We start from the raw sequence: 22,853 nt of genomic DNA on the forward strand, positions 1-22,853 counted from the left end.
CGCTGCCTCTTTGCAGTACGGTGCTAGGCGCTCGTGGGCGTTTCCTCATATCCGAAGACTTAGAGTACTCCGCCTAGTCGTTACACGTTCCTGCGATTTCTCAACAGGCTTCGCTCGGTATTGCCATCATATCCATCAGTTTAGCGTCAATCATTTCGGGGATATTATCAATTTCCCAATACGGAATTCTCAACAGTGGTATACTGTTGATGCGGCAGAAATCCGTTTTGATCCTATCGTTTCTCTTACGAACAACCAATGCCTCCGCTCCCCCAAAGAATGAGTTCGCGTTAAAGTGCTGCTCGCCATCGAACTCGATAAGTAGCGAAAGAGTTTCTTGGTCGAATACGGCAAAGTCAAAAGGTAGTGTATTCTTAGCCCGACAACGTCTGTCCCTGTACTCTCGTGCAAAAGTCAAATTAAGTTGCGTGAGATAAGCCTCTACACGCGCCTCTCCCTTAGACCTCTTTTTACAAGGGCACCTGCTCTCTTTGCTGATAATATTATTGGGAGTAGCTTCGAAAACTGTTCCACACTCCAAATGCTCAACTCTAATCTTTGTGCGTGAATTGACATACCCACTCAAAATGCGATAGTCAGTTCCGAGAAGAGTTTGGATGCGAGTCTCTTCTTCGTGCTTATCTCCGCGCCTTGCATTTCTTGTCCGCTCTAGCGCGCAAACCGGACATCCTCCTTTTCGAGCTTTATAGCAGTTCAATAAAGAGTGAGGTGTAACAAAAAACACGCTACCGCACGTAACGTGTTTTGTTTCAATCTTTGTTTTATTGTTTGTGTAATCCCCAATGATTACGTAATCACCTTTAGTAAGCTCCGCGACTTCATTACGGAAGCCCTCTGAGGACTTTCGTCTCGTTGTCATCACAAGCCTCCTTTGGATATTTAAGGTTTCACCGAATTCACCTAGTGGTTTATGCCGCGAGTTTCTTCGCGACCGGGCAATGCACTTTACCCAATTGTTCGATATTCGTGTTCGAACTCGTCATCGTTTTCGCCATTACGTCAACGACGCTACTGGTTTGTTCCGCATCAAGCTGGAATCCCGTTAGGATATTTGACGCGATATCTGCAGTCCTTGCGAGCTCTAACTGGCCCGCCGCTGCGAGGTTAAGTACGCCAGGCATCGCCGCCATAATCTCGTTCGTCTTAAATCCCGCTTGGGCCAAAAATGCCTGGGCGTCCGCGGCTTGCGACGAGGTAAACACCGTTGTAGCACCCAGATCGATCGATTGTTGACGTAGCTTCGCGAACTCTTCCGCAGTTGCTCCGGAAATCGCCTTGACTTTCGCCATGGATTGCTCGAACCCGGCCGCTGTTTGTACAGCCTTCGTAATGACAACGGTCATAGCCGCGGCAAGTGCGAGGTAAGCCACGCCAAGCTGCCTTATCTCTGCGCGAGTACCAGACGCTGACTTTCCGCTTCTCTCAATCTCCCGCGTTACCTTCTCAATATCCGTATCGCTTGCGCCGAGTCGTTTCATCTCCGCCGTAATCTCGGTAAGTTCCCGCCTTAACACCTCGGGATTAGCGCGCTTAAGCGACTGCTCAATCGCGGTTACGCTCGAAGAACTGGCGCCCATTTGGCGGAGCTTATCGCCCATATCCTTGAAACTCGCGGAAGATACCGCGGCCAGCTTGCCGGAATTGTCGATCGCATCTTCAAGCGACCATATTTTCTTCGCGGTAGTATCTGAGGATTGCGTCAGCTTTAGTAACGCGCCCTCTGTACTGACTATCTGCGCCTCTAGCTTACTGCGCTTGGTTGAGTCAAACGTCGTTGCATATGACGCTTTGAGTTCCGCGAGCTTCTTGCGTTGTAGCTCGATCCGCGAGTTGACATTCTCAAGAACCGGAGTAAGCTGCGCGATTTTAGAACGCGCGTCACTGATACGTTCAATCTCCGTAGCTGCTTGTTTACCGGCTGATCCGAGTTCCATCGTTTTAACCTTTGCGTTGGCAATTCCGGCACTGTACCCGGACACATCAAGTTCTAACTTCGCGCGTATTCCGCCGACATCTACCGTACTAATCGTTATCACCTCTCGTTATTGTCCGAGCCGTAACTGCCTCCGCATGGCTTCGAATCCTGATTCGTCAAACTCCGCTTTGCTCGCGGTATTCATGCCGGCTCTCTCCCGCAGGCTTCCTACGAGTTTCTTCATGTCGTCGCCGGTCGCGTGCTGCACCGATAACGTCGTCAGCCAGTCCTCCGCATCTACTTTGCGTTTTGCTTCCAGCGCGGTAAAAATGTCCATGACGAAATAGCCCGATTCGAACTCGACTTGGGATTTGCCGAGACGTACCGCGCACTCTATGAAAAACTCATCTATTGTTACATTTCGCTCGCTGCGTCCGGAGTTGGTACCGCGTTTATCCCCGCCAGACTCAAGACGCTCCGCCCGTTTTTTAACAATTCACCGAAATTGTTCGCCTTCGCGACCGCACCGTAATACGCAACCAGCTCGTCGAATGACGCGTGTTGCTCAATGTACTCCTCGTCAATGCCCGTCAGGACGGCCGTCACGCGCACGATATCATCGAAGGATTCGCGTACTGCAGTAACGAAATAAGTCGCTTTTTCCTCGGGAGTAGCGGTCATTACGCTCACGATGAGTTGCGGTACTGCGTGGATGGAATCGAATAGGTCGCGCCATTGTGCAATCGTGATCTTGCGCGGAGTTACCGTCTTGCCGCCGATCTTGTATTTGTTCGCGCCGATTAATCGCAATATTATCGCCTCCGTTAAAGTAAAAGCGGCCCCGAAGGACCGCCCGTTATATCGCTCTATTACGGTGTTGCTGTAATTGTTTCGTCGCCCAGTACCGCAACTACGCCGTCCTCGTCCGGAGTCGACCGTAGAGTGACGTTAGTGATCCGTTCGTTTTCGTTATCGTACGCGTAGCTCAGGTCCGTCTCGGAGTACGCGAGTGGTAGTGTAACCCAGAAGTTCGGATCGTTAATCTTCGCAAGAGGTTTGATTACGGCTTTTTTGGCGGTGTCAATCAAGTTCATACCGACACCCGTTTTAATTTCAATCTTCGAATCCGTACCATCCGTTACGACAGTAGCTCCGGTCATGATTTTCGGAATAACGGATAGCTCATATTCCGCGAATGGGATAGTAACGCTGCAGTTACGGCCGGTGATCCGTTTACCTACGACAGTCTCGCCCGTTTGGTCCGTCAGTTGATCTCGGTAAGTCGTTTCAGTTGTAAACGATACACCACCGATTGTAGTTTCGAACGTCACCTTACCAACGCCATCACCATACTCAACGATGGCTGGGCCGAGTTCGATCTTGGAAAAGTTTTGTGCCATTAATAAGTTCCTCCTCGTATTTGGACAACGCAAAAAGGCCGCCCACTAAGAGCCGCCTTAAATCGTTGTCAATGTGAAATTTAATGAATACATCGTGCGATCGTTCGCGTCTTTGCCGAGATATATCGGAGAGGACTGATTCGCGCGACATTTAACTACGCGGACATTCCCGAAGTGAAATTCGCCTTTACTCGCCATATCCTCGTATATCGCGTCAGCTATTTGCGTAGCCTTAGCCGATGACTTGGCGCGCACCAGCACTTGAAACGCGGGCCTTCGCTTACTCGTCCATTCGCTGGGCTCATATCCGCCACTCATACGCACATATGCGCAGTCGTCCGGATTGCCTGCCGCGAACTCGTTAGCTACGTAAGTAAACGGGATAGCTACGCGCAGATACGCAGTGATATCCGGCACTCCTAAAATCGCCACTATTCCGCCATCCCCTTCCGAATCGCATCCGCAATCATGCGTTGATAATTCGATGCGTTTTGCGTTAAGGGATCTTCGAGATACTTCGGCTTGGTTCCGGGAGTCGTCGGATTCTTGAACGTATCCATTTCGTGGACTATTAGCGCGTAGTTAACGCGATCCCCGCTACTACCTCGCTCAGTTGCGTTAAAATAAACCTCACCGGTAACTCCGGTCGGACTTACGGTTACGCGCTTGCCTGACGTTTCCCTCAGCGTACCTTTGTCGAGCGGAGCTTCTTCCCGCGCCTTCTCAAGCAACGAGTCAGTCGCGTCATGCATTCCGAGAACCGCCGCAGCCTGAACGTTATCTTTCGAAAAGTCCAGCGCTTTAAAGAATCCGCCCATATCGAACTCCAGCGACATTACACGTTCACCTCCGTTAATGCGGGCTTACCGCCGAACCACCGTTTTACACTTATCGAAATGGGTGTGTACGTTATCGTCCGCATGTTTTCGTCGGTGTACGTGAGTCTGTCGGAGATATCAATGCGCGGAAGCTTATCGAAAAGGAACGCGCCAACACTGGCGACTTCTTCTCCGCGGCTATTACGTACGAGTTTAACGCCTTCGGAAAAGCGGCATTTCGCTTCGTAATCGTCTCCATAAATTGGCTCGTTGTAATCCGGATCATTGCCGAGAAAAGGCGATATGATGACGGTCTGACGCAGCGGGATGGCTGGCATTAAGGAATCAACCTCCCGAAGCGTTGCGCAGAAAGCTTAACGCCATTCTCGTCTCCAATAATATCGCGACATGATTGCGGAATTAATTGCGTTAATTTCCTTTCGCCAACACCAAACGAGACTGAAACCGCTCCGCTTATTGCTGTCGACTGGACGCCACGCTGTGCCTGCACCATCGTATCGCTAAAGACGACAGATAAGGCCGCAGCGAACTCGTACACAGCCGCGTCCGGAATCGTATACTTTGAGTAGAGACGATTCAGTGTTCGCTCGGCCACATTTAACATTCGTTGTTTTTTGGCGGCGTCTGAATCTTCCCACCCCTCCGTGTCAATCACGTTAAGGCCGATGTACGCGTCTGCTGCAGTTATTGTTAGAGCCATGCCTCACACCTCCGTTTTATTTAGCGGAGGGTTTGGCTGCTGCTTTCCGAGGCTTAGATGCTTTAAGCGCGGCCTCTTCTTGCGGTTGCTTTTCCTCCGGTTTTGCTTCGGACAAATAGCCGTAGTCGTTAACGAGAACCCTGCGCAGGTTTTCGCCCTCAACTACGGCCGTGCCATTTTCGAATTTTACGCCGCACGTAACTCCGTCATAATTCGGATTCGGCGTTTTGATTACGAACATCTGCGCACCTCCCGATTATTAGACGATGATACCGGACAGACGAGCAGCGGATTTACCGTCGAACAGCGCCATACCAGTGTAAAATTCGATACGCGTCCGCAGAACCGGCTTATCCTGCACTTCGCCCAGGTCAGTTACCATCACGCCGCCGTTTGTCAGGCCGGAGGTAAACTCGTCTGCTCCGAATTTTACCGCGTAGATAGAAGTTGTGTTTGAAGCTGTGCCGGTAGTTTCGTTGTGACCGATTACCTTATCGCCGGCAGCATTATCTCCTGCGTCGAAGATTGGCACGCCGTTGAAAGCAGTTACCGGTCTGCCAAATACATCCACACTGTTTTCGTGGAATCCGAGTTTCCTTGCGATTGTACTCAAACGGATTTTAGTTTTGGAGTCCATGTAAAGTGCATCCGCACGACCTCGCGTCTGATACAGCAACGTTTCAAGTGCCTCAAGGAACAAGTCATAGTTAGCAACGTCCTCGATATTTAGGCCGTTTGTAGCTGCTGTGATCACCTGAGAACCGGTAAGACGTTTCTTCAATCCATCGAAGGATTTGGAGTCAGTAGCGATATCACCATTGAAGAAGGTATCTTGGAATTTGAAAGCCGCCGCTTTTGTTTTCAATGCAGTCTGAATTGCGCGTTGGTCATTAACATTGGAGCGTGTTTGCTGAATGAATTTATCGACGTCAGCGTCACCGCCCATGATGGACAGAGATTCAGTCAGTTGGTTCACCGCACCTGTGGACTCCACGTAACCTTCGTTCACTCCGCGGAAAGCTACTCCAGGCAAGGAAGCTTCGCGATTGTATGCATAAGCGTTACCTTGAATCTCCATAAACGGCAGGTATTGAAGGACTGGAGCGTTTTGAACGAATGTTTCGATAACGCCTTGTTGAAGTGTGTCCTGTGAAAGTTTTGCAGATTCCAAAAGTGTCAATGCCATTGTTAAAAATCCCCCTATTATTTAGTTGAAATAGAAACAGAACCGCTAAGGTTCTTATTTATTGCCCGTGTTTGAGTAACCGAGAGCCATCTTCACGCGTGGATTCATCCCGGAAGTATCAATCTTACGGCTACCTCCGTTGGTCTCTCCGCCAATTTGACGTGATCCCACGCTTTGTTCCGCTAGATACGGCTTTGAAGAGATCAGCGCGCTTATGACATCAACCATGCCCGCAACATTGCCGGAATCATCGATCGTAACTCCGGAAATATCCGCCAGCTTAAACGCATCTTCAACCGCATCTAGGCGAATCTTTTGCTCGCCCGTTGCCGCCAGAGCTTTAAACTCTGCTTTGACAAGGCGCTCATTCGCGGTTTTTAATGCGTTGTTTCGAGCTTCCTCGGCTTCTTGTGCGCGTTTCTCAGCGGCTTCTTTTTCCGCCGCGTATTCCGGCTGCTTAACCTCCATCTCAGCTAACTTAGCCTTAATGTCCTCGTAATCCTCGCGTCCTTTACGGTCTCGCATGAGCCTTTCGCGGACAATAGCGTCTAGTTCAGACTGCGTAAATGTCTTCTCAGGTTCTTGCGGTGTCGGTTCCGGATCTCCTTCCGCAAAGAGCTGCAGATTCATCGGAAACTTAGTGCGAATATGTTCGGTTTTCATGGTCGTATCCTCCCGCGTTTTAGCGCCGCGTAGCGCATAGTATCCGTAGCAGTTTAGTGTCTTGTACGTTCGGACATATCGTTTAAGGGTTTCTTACCGGAGACAGTACGTGACGGCAGCGTGGGTGGAATATTTCTCGTCGAGGTAGATCGCCTACATACGGATAATCTCCGGGAGCATCCGGTGTTAATTTGACAATGCGGCCTTCCCAGTTGCGACAGTCGTCTTTCGCGCCATGACTTGATATCCTGGCGTAAAAAGCGCCACGTCCGAGAGCCTCGTTTATCGTTGCGTCTCGGTGCGCGGAGTTAAGCTTCGTTCTTGTTACGGTATCGACGTATACTTCCGGTTTCCAGCGCCGGCCTGCCGCGTCAATAATACCGGTGTCTGTCGCCTGGCCGAGTGTCTTGCGGATTCCTGCGAGGATGTCCGCGTTAATCGTACGGCGCCCGTTAATTCCCGATGCCATGTTAGCGCGGAAGGACTCCGCAGTCGCTTGGCGGACGGCTTGGCGAACTCGTCGGTCGATGTTTTGCGTAACCGCAAGCAGATCCGCCTGAGTATCCGCGATTGCCGACGCAACAAGCTCGCGGTTGATCCGGTTAAATTTAACGACCTTCTCCGCGTCTGCCAACGTACTCGCGACGCCAAGTTCAACGATTGCCCGCGCTACCCCATCCGTTGCTGATTTCGGAATATACTCCGTAACCCAGGCGGCCGACTCCGCGTTCAGATCACGCAAAACAGCCGCAATCTCAGCGAGAGCGGCCTTTGCATGTGCGCGTGATATGTCGGATACATCTAAGCGGGATAACTCCGTTGCGATTGCGAGGATTCCGCGTTTATAGGCATCGACTAAACGGTTGATATCGCGGTCGTAATTCGGGTCGGGTAGGATCGCCATTATACGACGACCTCGTTATTAAATATCGATCCGTCGACCGTTCCGTTAATACGTTTATCGTCGTCGTCGATGCGGCTCATCGCCTGCTCCGCCTGTTCGTCGGTCAGCCCGTCAAGGCGTTTAACAGCATCACGTACGGACATAGTCGGTTTGCCTCCGGTACGTATTTGCGCTATTTCGGCCTGCTCGCGGTCATCTGTAGGCAGTCCGTCAGAGAAAATAATGTGCGGTTTTGTTGGGGTGTAGCCTACGTCACCATTCGATTGTGCTTGTTCAAGGAGTTGCGCGATAAAAAGCGCCTCTGTGAGTGCCTTATCAAAGTACTGTCGTTTACGCGCTATCTTAGAAAGTAAAGGGTTCATGCGATACTTGACGGCGAGTCCTGTCGCGCCGCTAGTGCCTGCATTTTCTTTACCTAACGCAATAGGTGGGAGCTCTGATGTAGTGAGGAGCGTGTCTATGAGCTTATCTAGTTCCTTAAATGCTGACTCAAGTTGGCCGTCCCAGGTAACATATTGAGGAACAACGGAACCAGAATCTACAACTTCGAAAACTTTAGCGTATGCGGCTCTTTGTTGAGGCACCCCATCCGGACCGTCTTCCAAAACGCCTGACGGAACAGTTAATATTGGGTCCGCGTGCTTATCCAAGATTGATGCAATTTGAGTCAACCGATTGTTAATCTCACGGAACAGAGCCTTATGCTCGCTTATATCGTCCAATCCGCTCCATGTATCATCGAAAGAGAAATTCGGGACGTGTACGATAAGAGGCGCGGGCACCCCGGTTTTCAGCGGAGCCTCAACGCCTTCCAACTCCTCAGTAATAGTCCAAGAAGTAACTTCATCATTTCGCGTAGTCAGAGCGGTCATTTCGAACTTGGAAAACGTAATCTCTCCCGGAACATGCGTTTCAACATGTAGCTCCCATCGAATTCGTCCTTCTTCGGGAAAGGCAATCGGAACGGCTATGTGGTATGCCGCGACTTTTTTAGCATTACCGGGCACTGTTTCGGGAAAAACGTAGGCTGCATTCTGTGATTCAATTACGGCGCGGTAAGGATCTTGTGACTCCGGTAAGATTCCGCGATATTCTTGCGCCCATTTGATCTTATAAAACGAGTCCCCGCGATAAGCATTTCCGTGAGCCATTTCGTAGTTTGTCGTATTAAGCGTATTGTCTTTGACTATCCGGTCCAGCGCGGTTTGCTCTGTGGAAGCCTCTTCTCCCGCGCTATAAATCGGTGAGTCTCCGAATAGCAAATCGGCAGCTTTCTTGCATATCAGCCCCGCGTAATTAGCGTAGATATAGCGTTTCGGCTCAACTTCTATTTCTTCGCTCAGCCTCTTTATCAAATTAGCGTTACATCTGACAAGCTCCGCGTTTTCCCGGTATCGGTCTACCCGTTCCTTGTGTTCTTTTGGCGGATACATCTTACCAACCTCAAACAATGCGACGCCTCCTTTATAGACCTTTTGGTTTTTTACTCCATGTTCTACCACGTCTTCCTATGCCGCCTCCCGCAGCCTCAACCGCGCCGGCAAGGGAATCCGGTAAATCGTCGTGAGTTCCCGAGGGAAACTGCTCCATCTGCTCATGTAATAACCTATGCGATTTGTTGAAACGCAAAAAACCGCTCTCGATAAGCGGCTCCAATGATTCAATGCGTATTTCTTTCTTTGTACGAGACACAACCGCCTTAAGACGTACGCTTCCGATGCGCTCCTTGCGTAACCTTTCGCTCAATTGCCGATACATATCGTGCTGTGCGCCGACCGTCTCGACCGCAAAAGCCTTATGTCCGTAGCGTTTGATAATCTCAACCGCCTGCTCCAACGCTATATGAGCTGCGCATTTCCTCGCCCATGCATCAATTACATACATTACACGAGTGTTCCGGTCTATTCCGACCGTTACGATCGCGTTATAGTCGGAACGCGAGCTTTTGCCCTGCGCAATGTCCCAGAAGGCGTAATAATCAAGCGGAAGTTCTCGGCCGAATGTATCAATAAGGTCAGATTCATCGTAATACCGGAATAATTCCGGGTTAAATATCATCGATTCTTCATCAATCGGCGTATTCTGATATTCCGTATTAAACGCTTTGGATCCGTTGGCCCATTTCCACGTCATCAATGCCCACAATGGCTGAACTTCCGGCCAAAGTACGACCGCTCCTCTGTCCATTTCCTCTCGGTTTGCTTCGTAGAAGGCCCGCGCTGATTTAACACGATCCTCAACGTCAGGATTCAGATATATTGCGCGACATTTTTCCCATAGTTCCGTATGCTCCGGGTCTTCAATCAACGCTTTGTATAGCTTCGAGTTAAAGTCAGACCGCTTCATAACCGTTCGTAACAGCGACTCCGCGTGTACAACCGTTCCCATATATACGAAAGCCGTCCGCTTACCTTTCGGATCTCCTAGCGGTACAACCGTTTGTGAGAACCAGTCGCGCATCTTCTGCCGCAGTTCCGGAGTGGCCGCGTTAGATCGTATATCTTCCAGGTCATCGCAGATTATCAGATCCGGCCGGACACCTTCCCAGTTACGTCCGCGCAATGCCTGGTTACTGGATGCCGCCTCCATCTTTGTTAACTGACGCTGTCCGCCGTCCGCGGTAGGCTCCCACGCAACAAACTCCGAAGAGTTATCTTTCGGGTTCATCTGTTGTTTCGGATTGAGTAGAGGACCGAAGTCGGCCCGTAGTTTCGCGTTGCTTTTGAGCTGATTCGCAATCCACTCAAGGTTACCGGTAGATACCGCAGGTGTTTCCGATATATTGATGATGTACTTACGGTGTCTATACGCGATCTCGCGTAGTGGGAACGCCTTTGATAAGTACGATGATTTTGCGTGAGAACGAGGCGCCGCACGAACAACCTTAGCATTTATCTCCCGCATTGATACATCGTCCATTGTCTCGCAGATTTCACGGTGAAATGACGGTGAATCATCGACACTTTCGACGTCGAATCCGTCCCAGTTACCCGCGTTGCCTGGATTATGTACCTCCGAGAAGTACTCGAGCGCGAAGTATAAGAGGTCAGCTTCCGCTCTATGAATACGCGACAATCGCTTAGATTCGTCGAGGTACTGCGCCAGTTCTGCTTCTTCTTCACTCGTAAGCAACTCCGGAACACCTTCCGCAGTCATCGCGTGAATTAACGCGTCTAATCTATCGATAATCTGTTCGCGCTCATCTCTATCGACCCACCGATCGTTTACCCACGCCATGACTCCGCCTCCTCTTCGCTAATATTCAGCGTGGAATAACGCTGTTGTTGCGTGACCCTACCGAATACACTCGGGCTTGGTTAAAAGCGCTAAATGCACGCTAAAACCACGGTAAAACTACGGGAACATTCCGATAGCCTGCTTGCGTAAAGTCCAAAGTTAATTTTTCTCCGCGGATTTTTCCGGCACCAGTTGCGGCGGCGCTGAGGGGTCGAGGGGGGTGGGCCGCCCTCTCATTCGCTGACCCTTCCGCAACCACTCCGTTTATTCATCCGCACTGCATAATCGTAACGATCCCGTTTAATCACGGATATGCACGGACATGTGCACAAAATCCCGTATACGGTGCAATAGTCCGCTCCGCAAACCCGCGCCCCGCCTACGTCTATTTCCGCTGCATAAACGCGCCTTATACATCGCATATACACTTCCAGTTATTAACGCGTACAACCCGCGGTGCTATGCGGATTATGCCCGTTAGCAACTGGAAGGATATACGGTCATTTCCCGTATGGTCTGGCAGTACTTATACGGTGGTTATGCAGCGTCATTCACTGAGGAGTGAATAACCTGCGTTACGGTGACGTGGTGAATTGTGAAGGCAAAACGAAAATTTCCGAAGGGTCACGCGCCAGGAGGTCGCAGTAGATGTAATTGACGTCTTGTCAACCGCAGTACATACGCACTCCATCGCGTTCCTTCATATAATGACGCGCCAAACACACGCCATCTATCCGCTTTACACTCCGCGTCTTGCTTGATACTCCGCAAGCTTACGGTCCAGCTCTTCGCGGTCAAGCGTAGTAGCATCCGTCTTGGTAACGTCGATCTTCTCCGTAAGCATCTCCGTCATAGTGAGTAACAACTTTGCGGCTGCTGCGTTCCTGTCTTCGATAGCTGCTTGCGCCATCGCGTCAGTCACTGCCGGTATCCGATCGAGTACATTACGTGTGATCTGTTTCTTTAATTCGCGTTCAAACAACGGGTCTTTCATCCAGTCATACAGCGCCTGGCGGCTAACTCCGGCTTCTGTTGCGATCTGCTCCATCGTAAGACCTGCGCGTTTAGGTTGCGCGATATAACTCAACGCGATAAGGTGATGCGTCTCTAGGCGTTTAAGTGCCATACGTACCGTCTCCTTTACGTGAATAGTACGTGCCTCCTACGCTCAGGCAAGGCGTAAGAGATACCGCGCTATTCTTTTGATATTGCCTACATGAGCCTCTTCTTCGAGTTATCTTCATGTATAAGCACAAACAAAAAGACAAGCTCAGGCTTCCGCCCTCGCGCTCACATCTTTCGATGATCGCACCTGCTTGTCAGTACTTTGTATCTTATTGAATTAATAACGCGCATAAAGGTATACAATCCTATCCGCCCCGCGAGGTTTAGTTTGCGAAGCAAAATCAACCGAAGCGGTAATGTTTTATAAATCTGTATTGGTAAGTCTTAATACCGTAAGTATATATACAACGCAATATTTGCCGATACCGATCCGCAATTATTTCCGTTACGAACCGCAACTTTTTCCGTTACGTATCCGCTCTTCGAATAGTCGCTTGCGTAATGCACTCGCTTCTCTCCGCTGGCTGGTCGCTTTCTGTCTCGTCTCTACGTGCTCTCTCGCTTCGGGGAACCGCTCAAAGAACGTATCCTCTTCCGTTATCGCAGACTTAACGATATACACGTCATTACCGTGCGTGGGATGGCGCGCTATCTCGACCAATTCCCGTTCAGCAAGGACCGCCTTCACCTTCGTAACAGTACGCTCGCTGCAGTTGAGAGCAACCGCTATGTCCTCAGATGACGGAAATGCGTAACCGTAGTCTACGTTGTACTGGGAGCAGAGGTACGCATAGAGAAGCGCGTGCTCCGCTTTGAAGTCCGGCAGACGCGTGTACAGTCGAAATATTGAGTTAGGTACAATCGTGAAATCTCGCGTAGGTTCAAACGGCTTCCGCCCGCTTCTCTGCTCCGTTGTCATTTGTTTGTCCTCCATTTGTTGTGGTGTATTCCGTGATCGCTTGGCGAAGAGATTCCGTATTATTAAAGATAAACACGTTCCGTTCCGGATACTTGCGATTTTGGCCTAGCCTTTTCAGGACGAAGCCGCGCATCATCAAGTGGCCCGCGACACGTTGCGATATCACTACGAAATCGTTATGCACTCGCTACACCTCCATGCCCGTAAAGATTTATGAATTGTCCGCTGTGTGGGATCTGGCGAAATTCTCCGTTATCCAACTCGGCCCGGCCGCTTTCGGAGACCTGCATTATACGTTTGATCGTCTTCTTTTGACCCCAGTAAAGGGGATTTACGTACGATGCTAGCGCCATAAGCTCGCCGGCTTCCTTCTTAGTCTTCGCGTATACTACGATCGTCTCTCCGATGCTATTAATGTAAGAATAAACTTTATCCGCCGCGGGGCGAACTCGCTTTTCCGCTCTAATATCCACGATAACATCGCGAACCATCTCGCGTAGTTCGTCACGTGAAATACCGAAAACTTTAGCGGGAAACGTTTCGCGCGATACCTCGATCGCTGCTCTTGTGAGAAACTTCTCGTAGCTTTCCGGACTCAACCGGTCCAGTGTTTTGAAATCTACGCGTTTCTTAACATAAAACTCAATGTGCATCCACAATCGTCTGACATCGGCCATAAGTGCCATCTCCTTAACGTTGGATTAACGTAAGGGCGTGCGGAGTATACCCGCATCGTTCGTTCCCCTGACGGGATTTACTTCCTCATAACGTATAGCCACAAAATAGCGAAAAATATAGGGTCGTTTGTAAAAATACTTTCCCCTTATTGCCCGCGAACTCAGGTAAAAGTTGACGTTTTAATGGGAAAATATTTACCCAAAGGGTATACCGCCTCTGAAAGCGCGGCATTAGCTTAGCTTTACTTGAGTGAAATTATGATGTAAAATAATAATGGGATATTCCGTTTACTTCCCCTGTATAAGTTCTAAATATACCGTCAACGCGCGACACTTAATGGACTCCGAGTGTAAACTTTTTTTCTAATCCGCGTTAGTCTCCTTCTCGCAGCATCGTAAGATAGTCCACTAATCTCTTTAGCCCGCTCGCCGGTCATCACGTAACAACTATCTTTCGTCAATCCGTACTTTGTCATCTCGCCCGCAATCATATCCTTTTCCGCAGCTTCGACCAGTTTACGCAAGAAATCAGCCTGGCATCCGCCTACCCGTTGCCATACGGTCTCTTCCGCAACCTCTGCGCCTAGAACTGTTCCGAGCGGAGTCATAAAATTGGGTTGTACCATTCGATCCGCGCCACCTTTCCGAAGTCTACGTAACCCATTCCTCTTGGCCTGCGCGTCATAATAACGAGTCATGAGCGATAGATTGACGTATTTGATAATCTCAAGTTCCGAACGCGTGACGTCTACATATTGAAGAACATGTTTTAGCGCCGCCTCCATATCGACCATCACTTCGGATCTGATCTGCGACTCTTCGCGGCGAGCGGCCTCCTCTGTCGGCTCAATCAGCGACAATACACCGCGATACAGACGGTAATTCGCAACCGTTCCGAGCTCGTGGTATGACCGCGTGATCTCATCGTCTGATTTACGCAGCCATTCCAGTAGCTCCGGATTAATGTCGTATTTGTAGATGTGTTTCTCCCAGTCTACTGGTTCGAACGGTATTCTAACGCCCATATCTATGTGTAAAATCGAAAGCTGCCGGTTGAGCTCGTCATATGCCCAGCGGATGGGATCACGAACATACCAAGCATGCTTAACCGCCTTTTCACGGATCGCACGTATTCGGTACGCTATATATTGGTGAGGATGCGCGAGATCTATGGAGATATCGTTTCCCTCTACGAATCTGTAACGGCGCGTTGGATTGCCGAGGAAATCCGTTTCGTCCGCGTCCTCCATAATGCGGGTGACGATCGTGAGGTCTCCGTTTTGCTGATACGCTGCGATTCCGTCTTTTAGCTTCATATTGCGCCTCCTTTATAGTAGGAAAAACGGGGCCGCACGATAAAAGTACGGCCTTGAATGTGGATTACTGCGCTTCTGGACGAAGATCGAGCGTTAGTTTCGGAGTCCAAGGTTTATATGAGCTCTGTGCGGTTTGGCGCGGAAACTCAATTACCTCCGCAGGCTTCCGTTGCTGGGCGGTTTGGGATGGCGGCAGCTTCCGTGTGTCTACGTAGCCTGCGTTCGTCTCCCGGATATATCCCCGTTCGAGCAGAAACTCATGAATGAACATGCGGCCTGCCTGCGTCCACTCCGTTTTAGTCGCCGTTTCTTTAAGGCCTGTTTTCGGGTTCGTATAAGGACTCGTCACTGACCTAACGATACGCTCGCCCTTTACCTCCTTCTTTTTGTATGTTTCGTATAGCACCCACTGTTTTCGAGACTTCCTCTGAACTCTCTCGCCACTTAGAATGCTGTTCAATCGTTGCGCGGACATACTATAGTCGCCCGCGATCTGCAGCACGGTCAGCGTTCCGTCCGGACGGATGACTTCATCAAGATAAACGAGCTCTTCCGCTTGATCTTCGATTATTTCCGCTTGAATTTCTGTCTCCGTCTGCAGGAGTGCGGCCCTCTGTTCGGCCTCCACGCGTGCTCTCCGTTCTTCCGCGAGCTTGGTTACCGCTTTAAGTAACAATTCCGGATCGTCTAGTAGCGAGTCTGTAGCGTACATTCCATTTTCTCGGATGGACGGAAGTATCTGATCGAAAACCCATTTCTCAAACGTTTCCGCGCCGGGAAGTTTGGATCGAGCAATGAGACGATACACGTTCCCCTCAGAAATGAATTTCATTTGCTGTGTTCTGCCAAGAGCGTCGATGACCTCGTGAATCACGACCCCATCTTTATTGCAGTGTCTTGCAATGGCATCATGGGGATTTGAGTACCCGAGCGCCAAGGCAACCTGAGTAGCTCCGAACATTTCTTTACCTTCGATAGTGACAATCTGGATGCTTCCAAACATCTCGTGATCGAATACCTTCGGTTGGTTAGCTAACATGTACATCTCTCCCATTCGTTTAGTTTGGTGTTAACGTAGTGCTATATGTTAACGGCGCGAGGCCGATATTATTGGATATTGCCTAATTTCGCGTCAGGGGTTGACTTTAGGTTAGATACGCGGTACACTATTAGTGTAAGGTGATATGATTGTAATATTTTTAGACAAAAATAGAGTCTAAGTCTCAGTATAGCACACTTTTTCAGCTATGCAAGAGGTTTGTCTATTTTTTTTTTGTTTTTTTTCTAATAGGGTTTACCTTCTCTAAACTCTCGCGCCTTCCTCTCCGCTTCTGCCTCCTTGTACGCTTCGTAAAACATCCCGATCGGACTGTATAGCTCCGGATTCGGTAATCCCGTCTGCAAATCAACTACGCGGAAGAAGTATCGTTCACCTGCCGCCTTTATCGTGCTGCACCGAATATCATCGCCTACCCTCCTGCTTAGCATCGCGTAAATATCTTCGAAGTGGTGATCGTAAAGTGTAGCCGTATCGTTTAGCGGGATCTTTCGAAGTGTTTGAGACAACGTTTGTAAAATTTCCTCCGTGCTCTCTACTTCTTTCTTCTTAGAATCATAATTACTTAAATCATTAATTACTTGGGGCGGATTATCCCTATCCGAGTTAGCCATATCGGGAATTTCCGTTTGTGGAATATCCGACGGCTCATCTGTCGTAATAGGCCGCTCATATACAACGGTTTCTACGCCAGTGATCCGCTGCGTCTCTTCGTCCCTTACGCGAGTCCTATCCACGTACCCTGACCCCTCTAATTCACGTAAGGCCGAGTATACCGCGTCCTTGCCGTCCTTAGACCGTTTTACCAAGTCGCTCACGTATACGCGCCAATTAGACGGCTTAGACAGCAAATACGAAAGCAGCCCTTTCGCCTTCCAGGACAGTCTCCTGTCCGAGAGAAAATACGGATCCACAATCATATAACCGCTGTCCCTCTTCGATACGCGTACAATTCCGCTGCTCATATGTTGAATTACCTCCGTAAATCTTTTTTACTCAAAAACGAAACCTTGTCCGTTACCTTGCGTATTACTGGATATAACAACGGAAAAGAGCGCGCCACACGATAGCCAATCGCCGCTCCCTCCGTCATTGTAAAAGTGATTCAGAGCGTAAGTTCCCGCTTACACTCGATATATGTGAACGCGCTGCCTGAACGAAGGTTGCCGCCTCCGTGCCGCGGGATATTCTAAGGAAAGCCGGAATAGTTGGCGCTAGACCGGCGAAATGTACCGAGCAATTGGCGTTACTCAGTGTTAAACGTCCGCATAGCGATTCATCAGTTAGCGCTGATGATACGGACATAAGAAATCAAGCGATTAGTAGTCGTATATCAATCCAATTACCGCCCGCTGTACGGACGTAGAGACGTTTGTCGATGCGTTTACCACAGACATAGCGCGTCATTAAGCTACCGCAGAAGGTGACGGCATGACGGGCGGGACATCGTAAGATTTATAGAACACATGGGCCATATATTCGAAGGCGCTCATATTGCGGATTTTATCAACAAATTCGGCGGGAGTTTCGGTCCACTGAAAGACGATTGTAGCGTCATTGCAAAGGTATACGTTTGGTGCCTGCGTCGGCTTGACGCGGGCTATTTCTACGAAACCAGGTCTTTCAGGATCATAAAGAACGGCAGTGTCAGGTGTAGCGAGGATTGCGGGAAACGTGTAAGGATCTTCGGGGATAATGATGTGGTTTACCGTGCAAGTTGGATACGGTGTCGTTTGTGCCATGAATAACCTCCTAGCGTTTTTAGTCCGCGTGACTATTAGTTAGAAAGCAAATAAATATCGTTACAGTACGTTGTTACGTGATACATGCGGATGACCGCGACCGTCCGGACCTGGGCCCGTAGGTTTCGTCCTGCTCCGCTAAGACAGGCGCTCATCAGGCGGTTATACTTGAAATTCGAACAATCCCGTCATTCCTCCGAGTACATCATCCGCCAGCCAATCAAGCGCGGTCCGACTTCGGAGCTTTTCGATAATCCTCGTTACGATTAATTCCGGATCGCCATCGACGTTCTGCGCGAGGTGAATGCCGCATGTGGCCGTATCCTCAACGTAATAGCGCGTTAGGTAACCGAGTCTGATCGGGATGACGCGGACCAGAAATACGGTGCAGCTCGATAGGTAAATTGCGGTGTTGTTATTTACGAGCCAGGCCGGAGTTATTGTGTGGTCCTCCGCCTTCTCTTCCCATACGTGTAAGATGAACACTTTATCCACGCGGCTCCCTCCTATCCGTAATGAGCCCATCAAGCTGCAGGTTAAAATCACCGCGTCCAGGCGTGAACAGTAATATTTGCGTCAGGAAATCGAGCGCATCCATGCCGCGCAGTCTAGCTACGAGTTGAGCCGTGATATCCATTATGTCGCCGCGTGCTTCAAGGCCGATCGCCATACCTCCGCTTTCTCCGTCTATGTACTGGCGCGGTTGCTCCGGATCTCGGTGAACTGAGCGAACCCATAGCGCGCCTGCATCGAAGAAGAACATGTAACGTTCGTTCAGTGCACATCCTGCGTAATCATAAAATTCGTCATCACTGTCAAATGGCCCGATCGCAACGGATGCTAACTCGAAACGGTCTTGCGCGCTCATCACATCACCCCGCGATAAACGAAGTCGATGTCTACGATGTCGGCCGCTGTTACGCTAAGCCCGGAAACATTGGCGTTACTGACGCCCTTCTCAACTGCGCGGAAACGAACCTCTACGTCTGAGAGCTGGCGGACGCTGTTAACGTAAAACATGCGGTTTGATTGCGTGAAATTGACGACGCAACGGTAAAGGTGTACAGGGCGGCGGCTCATGTTAGTACCTCTCTCGCGATAAGAACAAGAGCATAGACGAACTTGAGCATACGGATGAAGTTTCGGCCATATTTACTCGATTCAATGTTGTTAGGTGTAGTTTTCGTATTATTAACGGTTAGTTGCATGTTGCGTATCCCCTTTACGGATAAATTTAGTTAGTAGTTCTATCGCGCTCATATTGCGGATGTTATCAATGAAGTTCAAGTCCTCAACCGTCAGGTCGAAAATAGTAGGTTCGCCGTATGACGTAACGTACTCTGTCCCATCGAAATCGACCCTCTCCATAACTGCGATATTGTAATCAGGGTCAATGTAAATCGCGTGGTTATCATCTATAAGTGTGCCGGCGTACTCAATACGGAATGGTCCGTCAAAGTCGTCGACCTTGGTGACTACAGTAATGTTAGACATAATTCATTCCTCCTTGCGGGATTTTATGCAGACCGGTACGATGTTGCTTGATAATGATGAAACCTTTTGTTACGATATGCGTATAAGATGTTAACAGGTTATCTTGTCAACTAGTTTACTTGATTACAACTATACATCCGTGTTGTTATCTTGTCAACTAGTTTACTACATTATTTTTGGAGGAATTTTTGTGGCTATCCGGTTCTCGCTTGATAAGATAATGAAGGAACGCGGACTTGAACAGAAAGATGTCGTTCAAATTACCGGCATAAATCGCAATACTGTAAAGGCGCTCGCGTTGAACGCCAACGCGCGGATAGATTTCCCAACGCTCAATACCTTATGCGAAAAGTTAGGCGTGCTACCTGGCGACTTAATCGAATATATAACCGATAGAGATCGCGATATTGAGAAATAATCTATAGAGGACCCTTTGATAGTTGGAGGTCCTTTTTAGTTTATAAGTAAAATCCAATACATAAGGAGAGTCCAAATGACAAAGAAACTACAAGTTTTTGTTTCATCTACTTTCACCGATTTGGAAGAGGAAAGACAAGCCGCGGTTGAAGCTATTCTAAAAGCTTCGCACATACCGGCTGGGATGGAATTATTTCGCTCTGGAGATCAGTCACAGAAGGATACAATAAGAAAATGGATCGAGGAATCTGATGTATATTTGTTAATACTCGGAGGAAGGTATGGAACCATTGAGGAAACTAGCGGAAATAGTTATACCCATTGGGAATACGACTTAGCCGGTGAACTGGGGAAACCTCGCTTTTCAATAGTCATGTCTCAGTCATTGTTGGACTCTAAGGTTAAAACATTTGGCCCTTCTGTCATGGAACTAGAAAACGTAGGAAAGTATCGCGAGTTTAAGAAACAGGTACTGAATAAGATCTCTAGATTTTTTGATGATACCAAGGATATACAACTTACTATCATGCAAACATTGAGTGAATTGTCTAAAGATCCAAATCTTGACGGTTGGATTTCTGGGAAAAATACAACTAACTCACAAGACCTGGCAGCCTCGGTATTAGAATTAACCAAACAACTTAAGAAAGCCAAGTTGGAGAATGAGCGACTTCAAAAACTGACTATGGAATTCCAGAAAAAGGAGAAAGAATTACACGCTCCTGCCGATATCTCTGAGCGACTAGAAAATATTCTCGGACTATTGGAAGCGAAATATATTACGAGAAGAGACGGATTAAGTTGGGAGAATGTCGACGAAAAAGGAAATTTAGAGGAAATAGAATTAGAGTATCCCTCGGAATTTGATCCTTACTATATTCTAGACATAGACGGGACGTACGACAAATTCTTGATAGTAAATGAAATCGAGCTAGATGAGCTGGACGCCACATTAGCTAGAATCCGTATCCTGATACGTAAGTATAAACATGCTGAGGGGGTTCCCTTCCGCTTTGTATTGGCTATAGCCGGTGAACATCCAGAGATAGAAGAGATATGCGATACCTTCATAGCTAATGCATTAAAAATTGAAGAAATTACTGATAAAGAAATGTTTAGGATAGAGCTATGGGATGAAAATGTAATCAGTACCTTCGAAGAAAAACTGGGACTTAAATTGGTGTCATCACCAAAAAAATAACTTATCCGATAATAGTTTAGACGCAGTCAATTCCAAGCTGCGTCTTTTCTCTGTTTACTTCGGAGGAACCGTTACAAACGGGCGCGTTCCCTCATTCAGTCCGAGATACTTCCGCATCACAACCGCCGCCTGCGGAGCCATCGATGACCACCGCAGCCTCATCTCCGATTCATAGCCCCGGCATTTATAGCGCGCTGTCACTCCGTCATCGTCCGTTACCTCTTCGTAGACTTTAATGCCGCGCTGACGGAATTGCTTGCGGATCTCGTAAATGTCTGCGGTGACCTTGCGCTGAGCTTCCGCAATGACGTCGACGTACGGGCCGGGCGTCTTGAGCGTCGTGTTGATGAGCGCGATATCTCGTTCGAATGCGGTGAGGACACGCGGCAGTATAATATGCGATTTGATGAGCGCGCGGTCTTCCGGCGTAATGTCGATCATGTGCGGGGAGGCACCTCGCTTTCTCCTCCGTTATAGTGCGTTTGAATCCGCGAGAGCGGAACGTTTGTTCTTAGTATAACGCGGGAGTGGCGGATTATACAAGCGCGTTGATAACGGACGACGTCGTCCGTTTTAGATTGCGCAAAGTTGCTGAGTGAACGAATGGTTCAGGGGTGTGTCCAAAATTGGACGTACCTCATAAACGACAAAAAAGCCCGCGAACGGAAATGATATCCGCTGCAGGCGTTTGCGAAACATAAGAGGCTTTTTTTTATTAACTACTGAGTAGGAAGGAATTACCCTGCTCACTCACCATCTCATTGAAGGGCCAACTCAGCGCTCCTAAGTTTAATAATTTGAAGATCGATTTTTGGGAAATCCGTTAAACAGATTGAGGTATCCGAACAATACACTAAGGATTTCATCCACTACTTCTGGAGCATCATAAGCGACCCTCTCAACCTCATCGGTAGCATACAACTCATCTGAATATGAGACAGAAAAGTGAATGATTTTATTTCGTAATAACGTTAAGTTTTTGTAGTCATCCTTAATTGTTTGCGGGATCATTGATTCAAATAAATCTTCGACAACCTCTATTTTTCCATCAATTGATTTAAAGAACCCTGGTGGAGTAGCGTTTGGGTCACTGAGCCTCGCTTTCAATGTATTGTACCTATGTCCAGGCTCAAACTCGGAAATCGAAATTTTATCAAATACTATCTTAGACATAGTTGCTTCTACTGATGAGCAGAAATATATAATCGACGCTCTAAGGAACCTTCTTTTTACAAACTCATCTGTTGCCTCCCTAGCTTGTTCCAAAAAATACAACCCGTCATTATGCATCTCAGCCATATAGCTTCGATTTGCAACTGTAGCATTAATTTCAGAATTATCATTCATCATACAACTCTCCCTCAGACTCAACACATTTTTTTAGTGTAAGATTAGCAAATTTAAATGTTGTATTCTTTCCCGTTGTCTAAATCAAGAAAAACTGTGGCATTCCCATTCTTACTTTTTTGATATGTAACTTGTTTTTTAGTCGGCTCATCAACAAAATCGTACCTTCTCTCACCTTCCGAATTGACGGCATAATAGAACCTTTTTCGATTAGCAAGAAATTCTAGCGCGTTTCTAAAATCAAATCTTTTGCTGAAATAGGGGCTTTGAGGCGTAACATAAAAACATTGCCCACCAAACTGGCCACTCATGCTCATATCTAAAGCCATCTTTATCCTTGTATAGCCATAATTATCGAATAATTCTTTTACCGAAATAATATCTTCTTGCGTGGGAACTACCGAGTATTCTAATTCAATTAAATCTACTACTGTTTTTAGCTCATCCTCTCGGAATACCCCTGGATAAGATTCTTCAATTATCCATCTCGCTCCGTACTTTGCGTATAGCGCTGCAACAACAACATCTGTATCGACTGAAGAAAGCTCACTTTTCGAGATAACATTGCCTTCTTCATCTAACGATTCAACGATAACTCTTTTCGTGGTAAGCTGATTACGAAGTTTCTGCTCGCTAATATCCACCCAACCTCTAGCAGAAACCCTTGATATGCCATAATTGCCCATAAATTCCCCTCCTTCATCCTATTTATCTATTATTCGACACTAAGAGCCTTTTTCCTTTCAAAAAGAC

At 48.3% G+C, this 22,853-nt stretch carries 32 protein-coding genes; 2 read left to right on the top strand and 30 right to left on the bottom strand.

All coding sequences use genetic code 11. The features are described 5' to 3' along the window. Positions 1 to 100: 100 nt before the first annotated feature. The 27 genes from AC3ITG_RS21230 to AC3ITG_RS21360 all read right to left on the bottom strand — a co-directional run bounded on the left by AC3ITG_RS21230 (position 101) and on the right by AC3ITG_RS21360 (position 19,135). Entirely contained in the window at positions 101 to 880 is a 780-nt protein-coding gene (locus AC3ITG_RS21230) for a PDDEXK family nuclease (protein ID WP_489251271.1), read from the bottom strand. A 49-nt stretch (positions 881 to 929) separates the two neighbouring features. Continuing rightward, positions 930 to 1,619 carry a phage tail tape measure protein gene (locus AC3ITG_RS21235; protein ID WP_489251272.1) on the bottom strand — a complete coding sequence of 230 codons (690 nt, stop codon included), beginning with the start codon at positions 1,617 to 1,619 and terminating at the stop codon, positions 930 to 932. Positions 1,620 to 2,063: 444 nt separating this feature from the next. Next, entirely contained in the window at positions 2,064 to 2,273 is a 210-nt protein-coding gene (locus tag AC3ITG_RS21240) for a hypothetical protein (protein ID WP_489251273.1), read from the bottom strand. Positions 2,274 to 2,350: 77 nt separating this feature from the next. After that, positions 2,351 to 2,746: a hypothetical protein gene (locus AC3ITG_RS21245; protein WP_489251274.1), complete on the bottom strand. Its 396-nt coding sequence runs from the start codon at positions 2,744 to 2,746 to the stop codon at positions 2,351 to 2,353. Positions 2,747 to 2,805: 59 nt separating this feature from the next. After that, entirely contained in the window at positions 2,806 to 3,336 is a 531-nt protein-coding gene (locus AC3ITG_RS21250) for a hypothetical protein (RefSeq protein ID WP_489251275.1), read from the bottom strand. A 57-nt stretch (positions 3,337 to 3,393) separates the two neighbouring features. Continuing rightward, complete coding sequence (locus AC3ITG_RS21255) at positions 3,394 to 3,768, bottom strand: minor capsid protein (protein WP_489251276.1); 375 nt, start codon at positions 3,766 to 3,768, stop codon at positions 3,394 to 3,396. Further along, on the bottom strand, positions 3,768 to 4,172 hold the full coding sequence (locus AC3ITG_RS21260) for a hypothetical protein (protein ID WP_489251277.1): 405 nt from the start codon (positions 4,170 to 4,172) through the stop codon (positions 3,768 to 3,770). The genes AC3ITG_RS21255 and AC3ITG_RS21260 overlap by 1 nt, the downstream gene beginning before the upstream one ends. Continuing rightward, on the bottom strand, positions 4,172 to 4,492 hold the full coding sequence (locus AC3ITG_RS21265; RefSeq protein WP_405153130.1) for a hypothetical protein: 321 nt from the start codon (positions 4,490 to 4,492) through the stop codon (positions 4,172 to 4,174). Before AC3ITG_RS21265 ends, AC3ITG_RS21260 begins: the two co-directional genes overlap by 1 nt. Then, positions 4,492 to 4,875, bottom strand: coding sequence for a hypothetical protein (locus AC3ITG_RS21270; protein ID WP_489251278.1), 384 nt, complete (start codon positions 4,873 to 4,875; stop codon positions 4,492 to 4,494). The genes AC3ITG_RS21265 and AC3ITG_RS21270 overlap by 1 nt, the downstream gene beginning before the upstream one ends. Positions 4,876 to 4,891: 16 nt before the next feature. Further along, positions 4,892 to 5,116 (bottom strand): hypothetical protein, encoded by a 225-nt coding sequence (locus AC3ITG_RS21275; protein WP_489251279.1) that lies wholly within the window; start codon positions 5,114 to 5,116, stop codon positions 4,892 to 4,894. A gap of 18 nt (positions 5,117 to 5,134) precedes the next feature. Further along, the gene (locus AC3ITG_RS21280) at positions 5,135 to 6,061 is read right to left on the bottom strand and encodes a major capsid protein (protein WP_489251280.1); all 927 of its coding nucleotides are present in this window, start codon (positions 6,059 to 6,061) and stop codon (positions 5,135 to 5,137) included. A gap of 54 nt (positions 6,062 to 6,115) precedes the next feature. Then, positions 6,116 to 6,724, bottom strand: a complete 609-nt coding sequence (locus AC3ITG_RS21285; protein ID WP_489251281.1) for a scaffolding protein — start codon at positions 6,722 to 6,724, stop codon at positions 6,116 to 6,118. A gap of 82 nt (positions 6,725 to 6,806) precedes the next feature. After that, positions 6,807 to 7,628, bottom strand: coding sequence for a phage minor capsid protein (locus tag AC3ITG_RS21290; protein ID WP_489251282.1), 822 nt, complete (start codon positions 7,626 to 7,628; stop codon positions 6,807 to 6,809). Next, positions 7,628 to 9,130, bottom strand: a complete 1,503-nt coding sequence (locus AC3ITG_RS21295; RefSeq protein WP_489251283.1) for a phage portal protein — start codon at positions 9,128 to 9,130, stop codon at positions 7,628 to 7,630. Before AC3ITG_RS21295 ends, AC3ITG_RS21290 begins: the two co-directional genes overlap by 1 nt. Next, positions 9,093 to 10,865 (bottom strand): phage terminase large subunit, encoded by a 1,773-nt coding sequence (terL, locus tag AC3ITG_RS21300; protein ID WP_489251284.1) that lies wholly within the window; start codon positions 10,863 to 10,865, stop codon positions 9,093 to 9,095. Before terL ends, AC3ITG_RS21295 begins: the two co-directional genes overlap by 38 nt. 739 nt (positions 10,866 to 11,604) lie before the next feature. After that, positions 11,605 to 11,991: a hypothetical protein gene (locus AC3ITG_RS21305; protein ID WP_489251285.1), complete on the bottom strand. Its 387-nt coding sequence runs from the start codon at positions 11,989 to 11,991 to the stop codon at positions 11,605 to 11,607. A 384-nt stretch (positions 11,992 to 12,375) separates the two neighbouring features. Next, positions 12,376 to 12,849, bottom strand: a complete 474-nt coding sequence (locus tag AC3ITG_RS21310; protein ID WP_489251286.1) for a helix-turn-helix domain-containing protein — start codon at positions 12,847 to 12,849, stop codon at positions 12,376 to 12,378. Next, positions 12,812 to 13,033 carry a DUF5659 domain-containing protein gene (locus tag AC3ITG_RS21315; RefSeq protein ID WP_489251287.1) on the bottom strand — a complete coding sequence of 74 codons (222 nt, stop codon included), beginning with the start codon at positions 13,031 to 13,033 and terminating at the stop codon, positions 12,812 to 12,814. Before AC3ITG_RS21315 ends, AC3ITG_RS21310 begins: the two co-directional genes overlap by 38 nt. Next, positions 13,026 to 13,526: a hypothetical protein gene (locus AC3ITG_RS21320; protein ID WP_489251288.1), complete on the bottom strand. Its 501-nt coding sequence runs from the start codon at positions 13,524 to 13,526 to the stop codon at positions 13,026 to 13,028. The genes AC3ITG_RS21315 and AC3ITG_RS21320 overlap by 8 nt, the downstream gene beginning before the upstream one ends. Positions 13,527 to 13,846: 320 nt before the next feature. Next, positions 13,847 to 14,842 carry a hypothetical protein gene (locus AC3ITG_RS21325; RefSeq protein ID WP_489251289.1) on the bottom strand — a complete coding sequence of 332 codons (996 nt, stop codon included), beginning with the start codon at positions 14,840 to 14,842 and terminating at the stop codon, positions 13,847 to 13,849. A 64-nt stretch (positions 14,843 to 14,906) separates the two neighbouring features. After that, complete coding sequence (locus tag AC3ITG_RS21330) at positions 14,907 to 15,881, bottom strand: BRO family protein (protein ID WP_489251290.1); 975 nt, start codon at positions 15,879 to 15,881, stop codon at positions 14,907 to 14,909. Between the two features lie 245 nt (positions 15,882 to 16,126). Further along, positions 16,127 to 16,636, bottom strand: coding sequence for a hypothetical protein (locus tag AC3ITG_RS21335; RefSeq protein WP_489251291.1), 510 nt, complete (start codon positions 16,634 to 16,636; stop codon positions 16,127 to 16,129). Between the two features lie 669 nt (positions 16,637 to 17,305). Beyond that, a complete protein-coding gene (locus AC3ITG_RS21340; protein ID WP_489251292.1) occupies positions 17,306 to 17,641 on the bottom strand; it encodes a hypothetical protein in 336 nt (111 codons plus the stop codon). A gap of 162 nt (positions 17,642 to 17,803) precedes the next feature. Next, positions 17,804 to 18,136 (bottom strand): hypothetical protein, encoded by a 333-nt coding sequence (locus AC3ITG_RS21345; protein WP_489251293.1) that lies wholly within the window; start codon positions 18,134 to 18,136, stop codon positions 17,804 to 17,806. Beyond that, positions 18,129 to 18,509 carry a hypothetical protein gene (locus AC3ITG_RS21350; protein ID WP_489251294.1) on the bottom strand — a complete coding sequence of 127 codons (381 nt, stop codon included), beginning with the start codon at positions 18,507 to 18,509 and terminating at the stop codon, positions 18,129 to 18,131. The genes AC3ITG_RS21345 and AC3ITG_RS21350 overlap by 8 nt, the downstream gene beginning before the upstream one ends. Continuing rightward, a complete protein-coding gene (locus tag AC3ITG_RS21355) occupies positions 18,509 to 18,721 on the bottom strand; it encodes a hypothetical protein (RefSeq protein WP_489251295.1) in 213 nt (70 codons plus the stop codon). Before AC3ITG_RS21355 ends, AC3ITG_RS21350 begins: the two co-directional genes overlap by 1 nt. A gap of 111 nt (positions 18,722 to 18,832) precedes the next feature. After that, entirely contained in the window at positions 18,833 to 19,135 is a 303-nt protein-coding gene (locus AC3ITG_RS21360; RefSeq protein WP_489251296.1) for a hypothetical protein, read from the bottom strand. 190 nt (positions 19,136 to 19,325) lie between these two features. Between AC3ITG_RS21360 and AC3ITG_RS21365 the strand changes: the two genes are divergently transcribed. Both AC3ITG_RS21365 and AC3ITG_RS21370 read left to right on the top strand, forming a co-directional pair. Then, a complete protein-coding gene (locus AC3ITG_RS21365; RefSeq protein ID WP_489251297.1) occupies positions 19,326 to 19,553 on the top strand; it encodes a helix-turn-helix domain-containing protein in 228 nt (75 codons plus the stop codon). A 75-nt stretch (positions 19,554 to 19,628) separates the two neighbouring features. Next, positions 19,629 to 20,753, top strand: coding sequence for a DUF4062 domain-containing protein (locus AC3ITG_RS21370; RefSeq protein ID WP_489251298.1), 1,125 nt, complete (start codon positions 19,629 to 19,631; stop codon positions 20,751 to 20,753). Positions 20,754 to 20,807: 54 nt separating this feature from the next. Here AC3ITG_RS21370 and AC3ITG_RS21375 read toward each other — a convergent pair whose 3' ends face one another. The 3 genes from AC3ITG_RS21375 to AC3ITG_RS21385 form a co-directional block, all read right to left on the bottom strand. Further along, positions 20,808 to 21,194, bottom strand: coding sequence for a YhjD family protein (locus tag AC3ITG_RS21375; RefSeq protein WP_489251299.1), 387 nt, complete (start codon positions 21,192 to 21,194; stop codon positions 20,808 to 20,810). Between the two features lie 348 nt (positions 21,195 to 21,542). Beyond that, positions 21,543 to 22,103, bottom strand: coding sequence for a hypothetical protein (locus tag AC3ITG_RS21380; protein WP_489251300.1), 561 nt, complete (start codon positions 22,101 to 22,103; stop codon positions 21,543 to 21,545). Between the two features lie 50 nt (positions 22,104 to 22,153). Next, on the bottom strand, positions 22,154 to 22,786 hold the full coding sequence (locus AC3ITG_RS21385) for a hypothetical protein (RefSeq protein ID WP_489251301.1): 633 nt from the start codon (positions 22,784 to 22,786) through the stop codon (positions 22,154 to 22,156). Positions 22,787 to 22,853 lie beyond the last annotated feature (67 nt).

The organism is Paenibacillus sp. GL_099_B, from assembly GCF_057835695.1.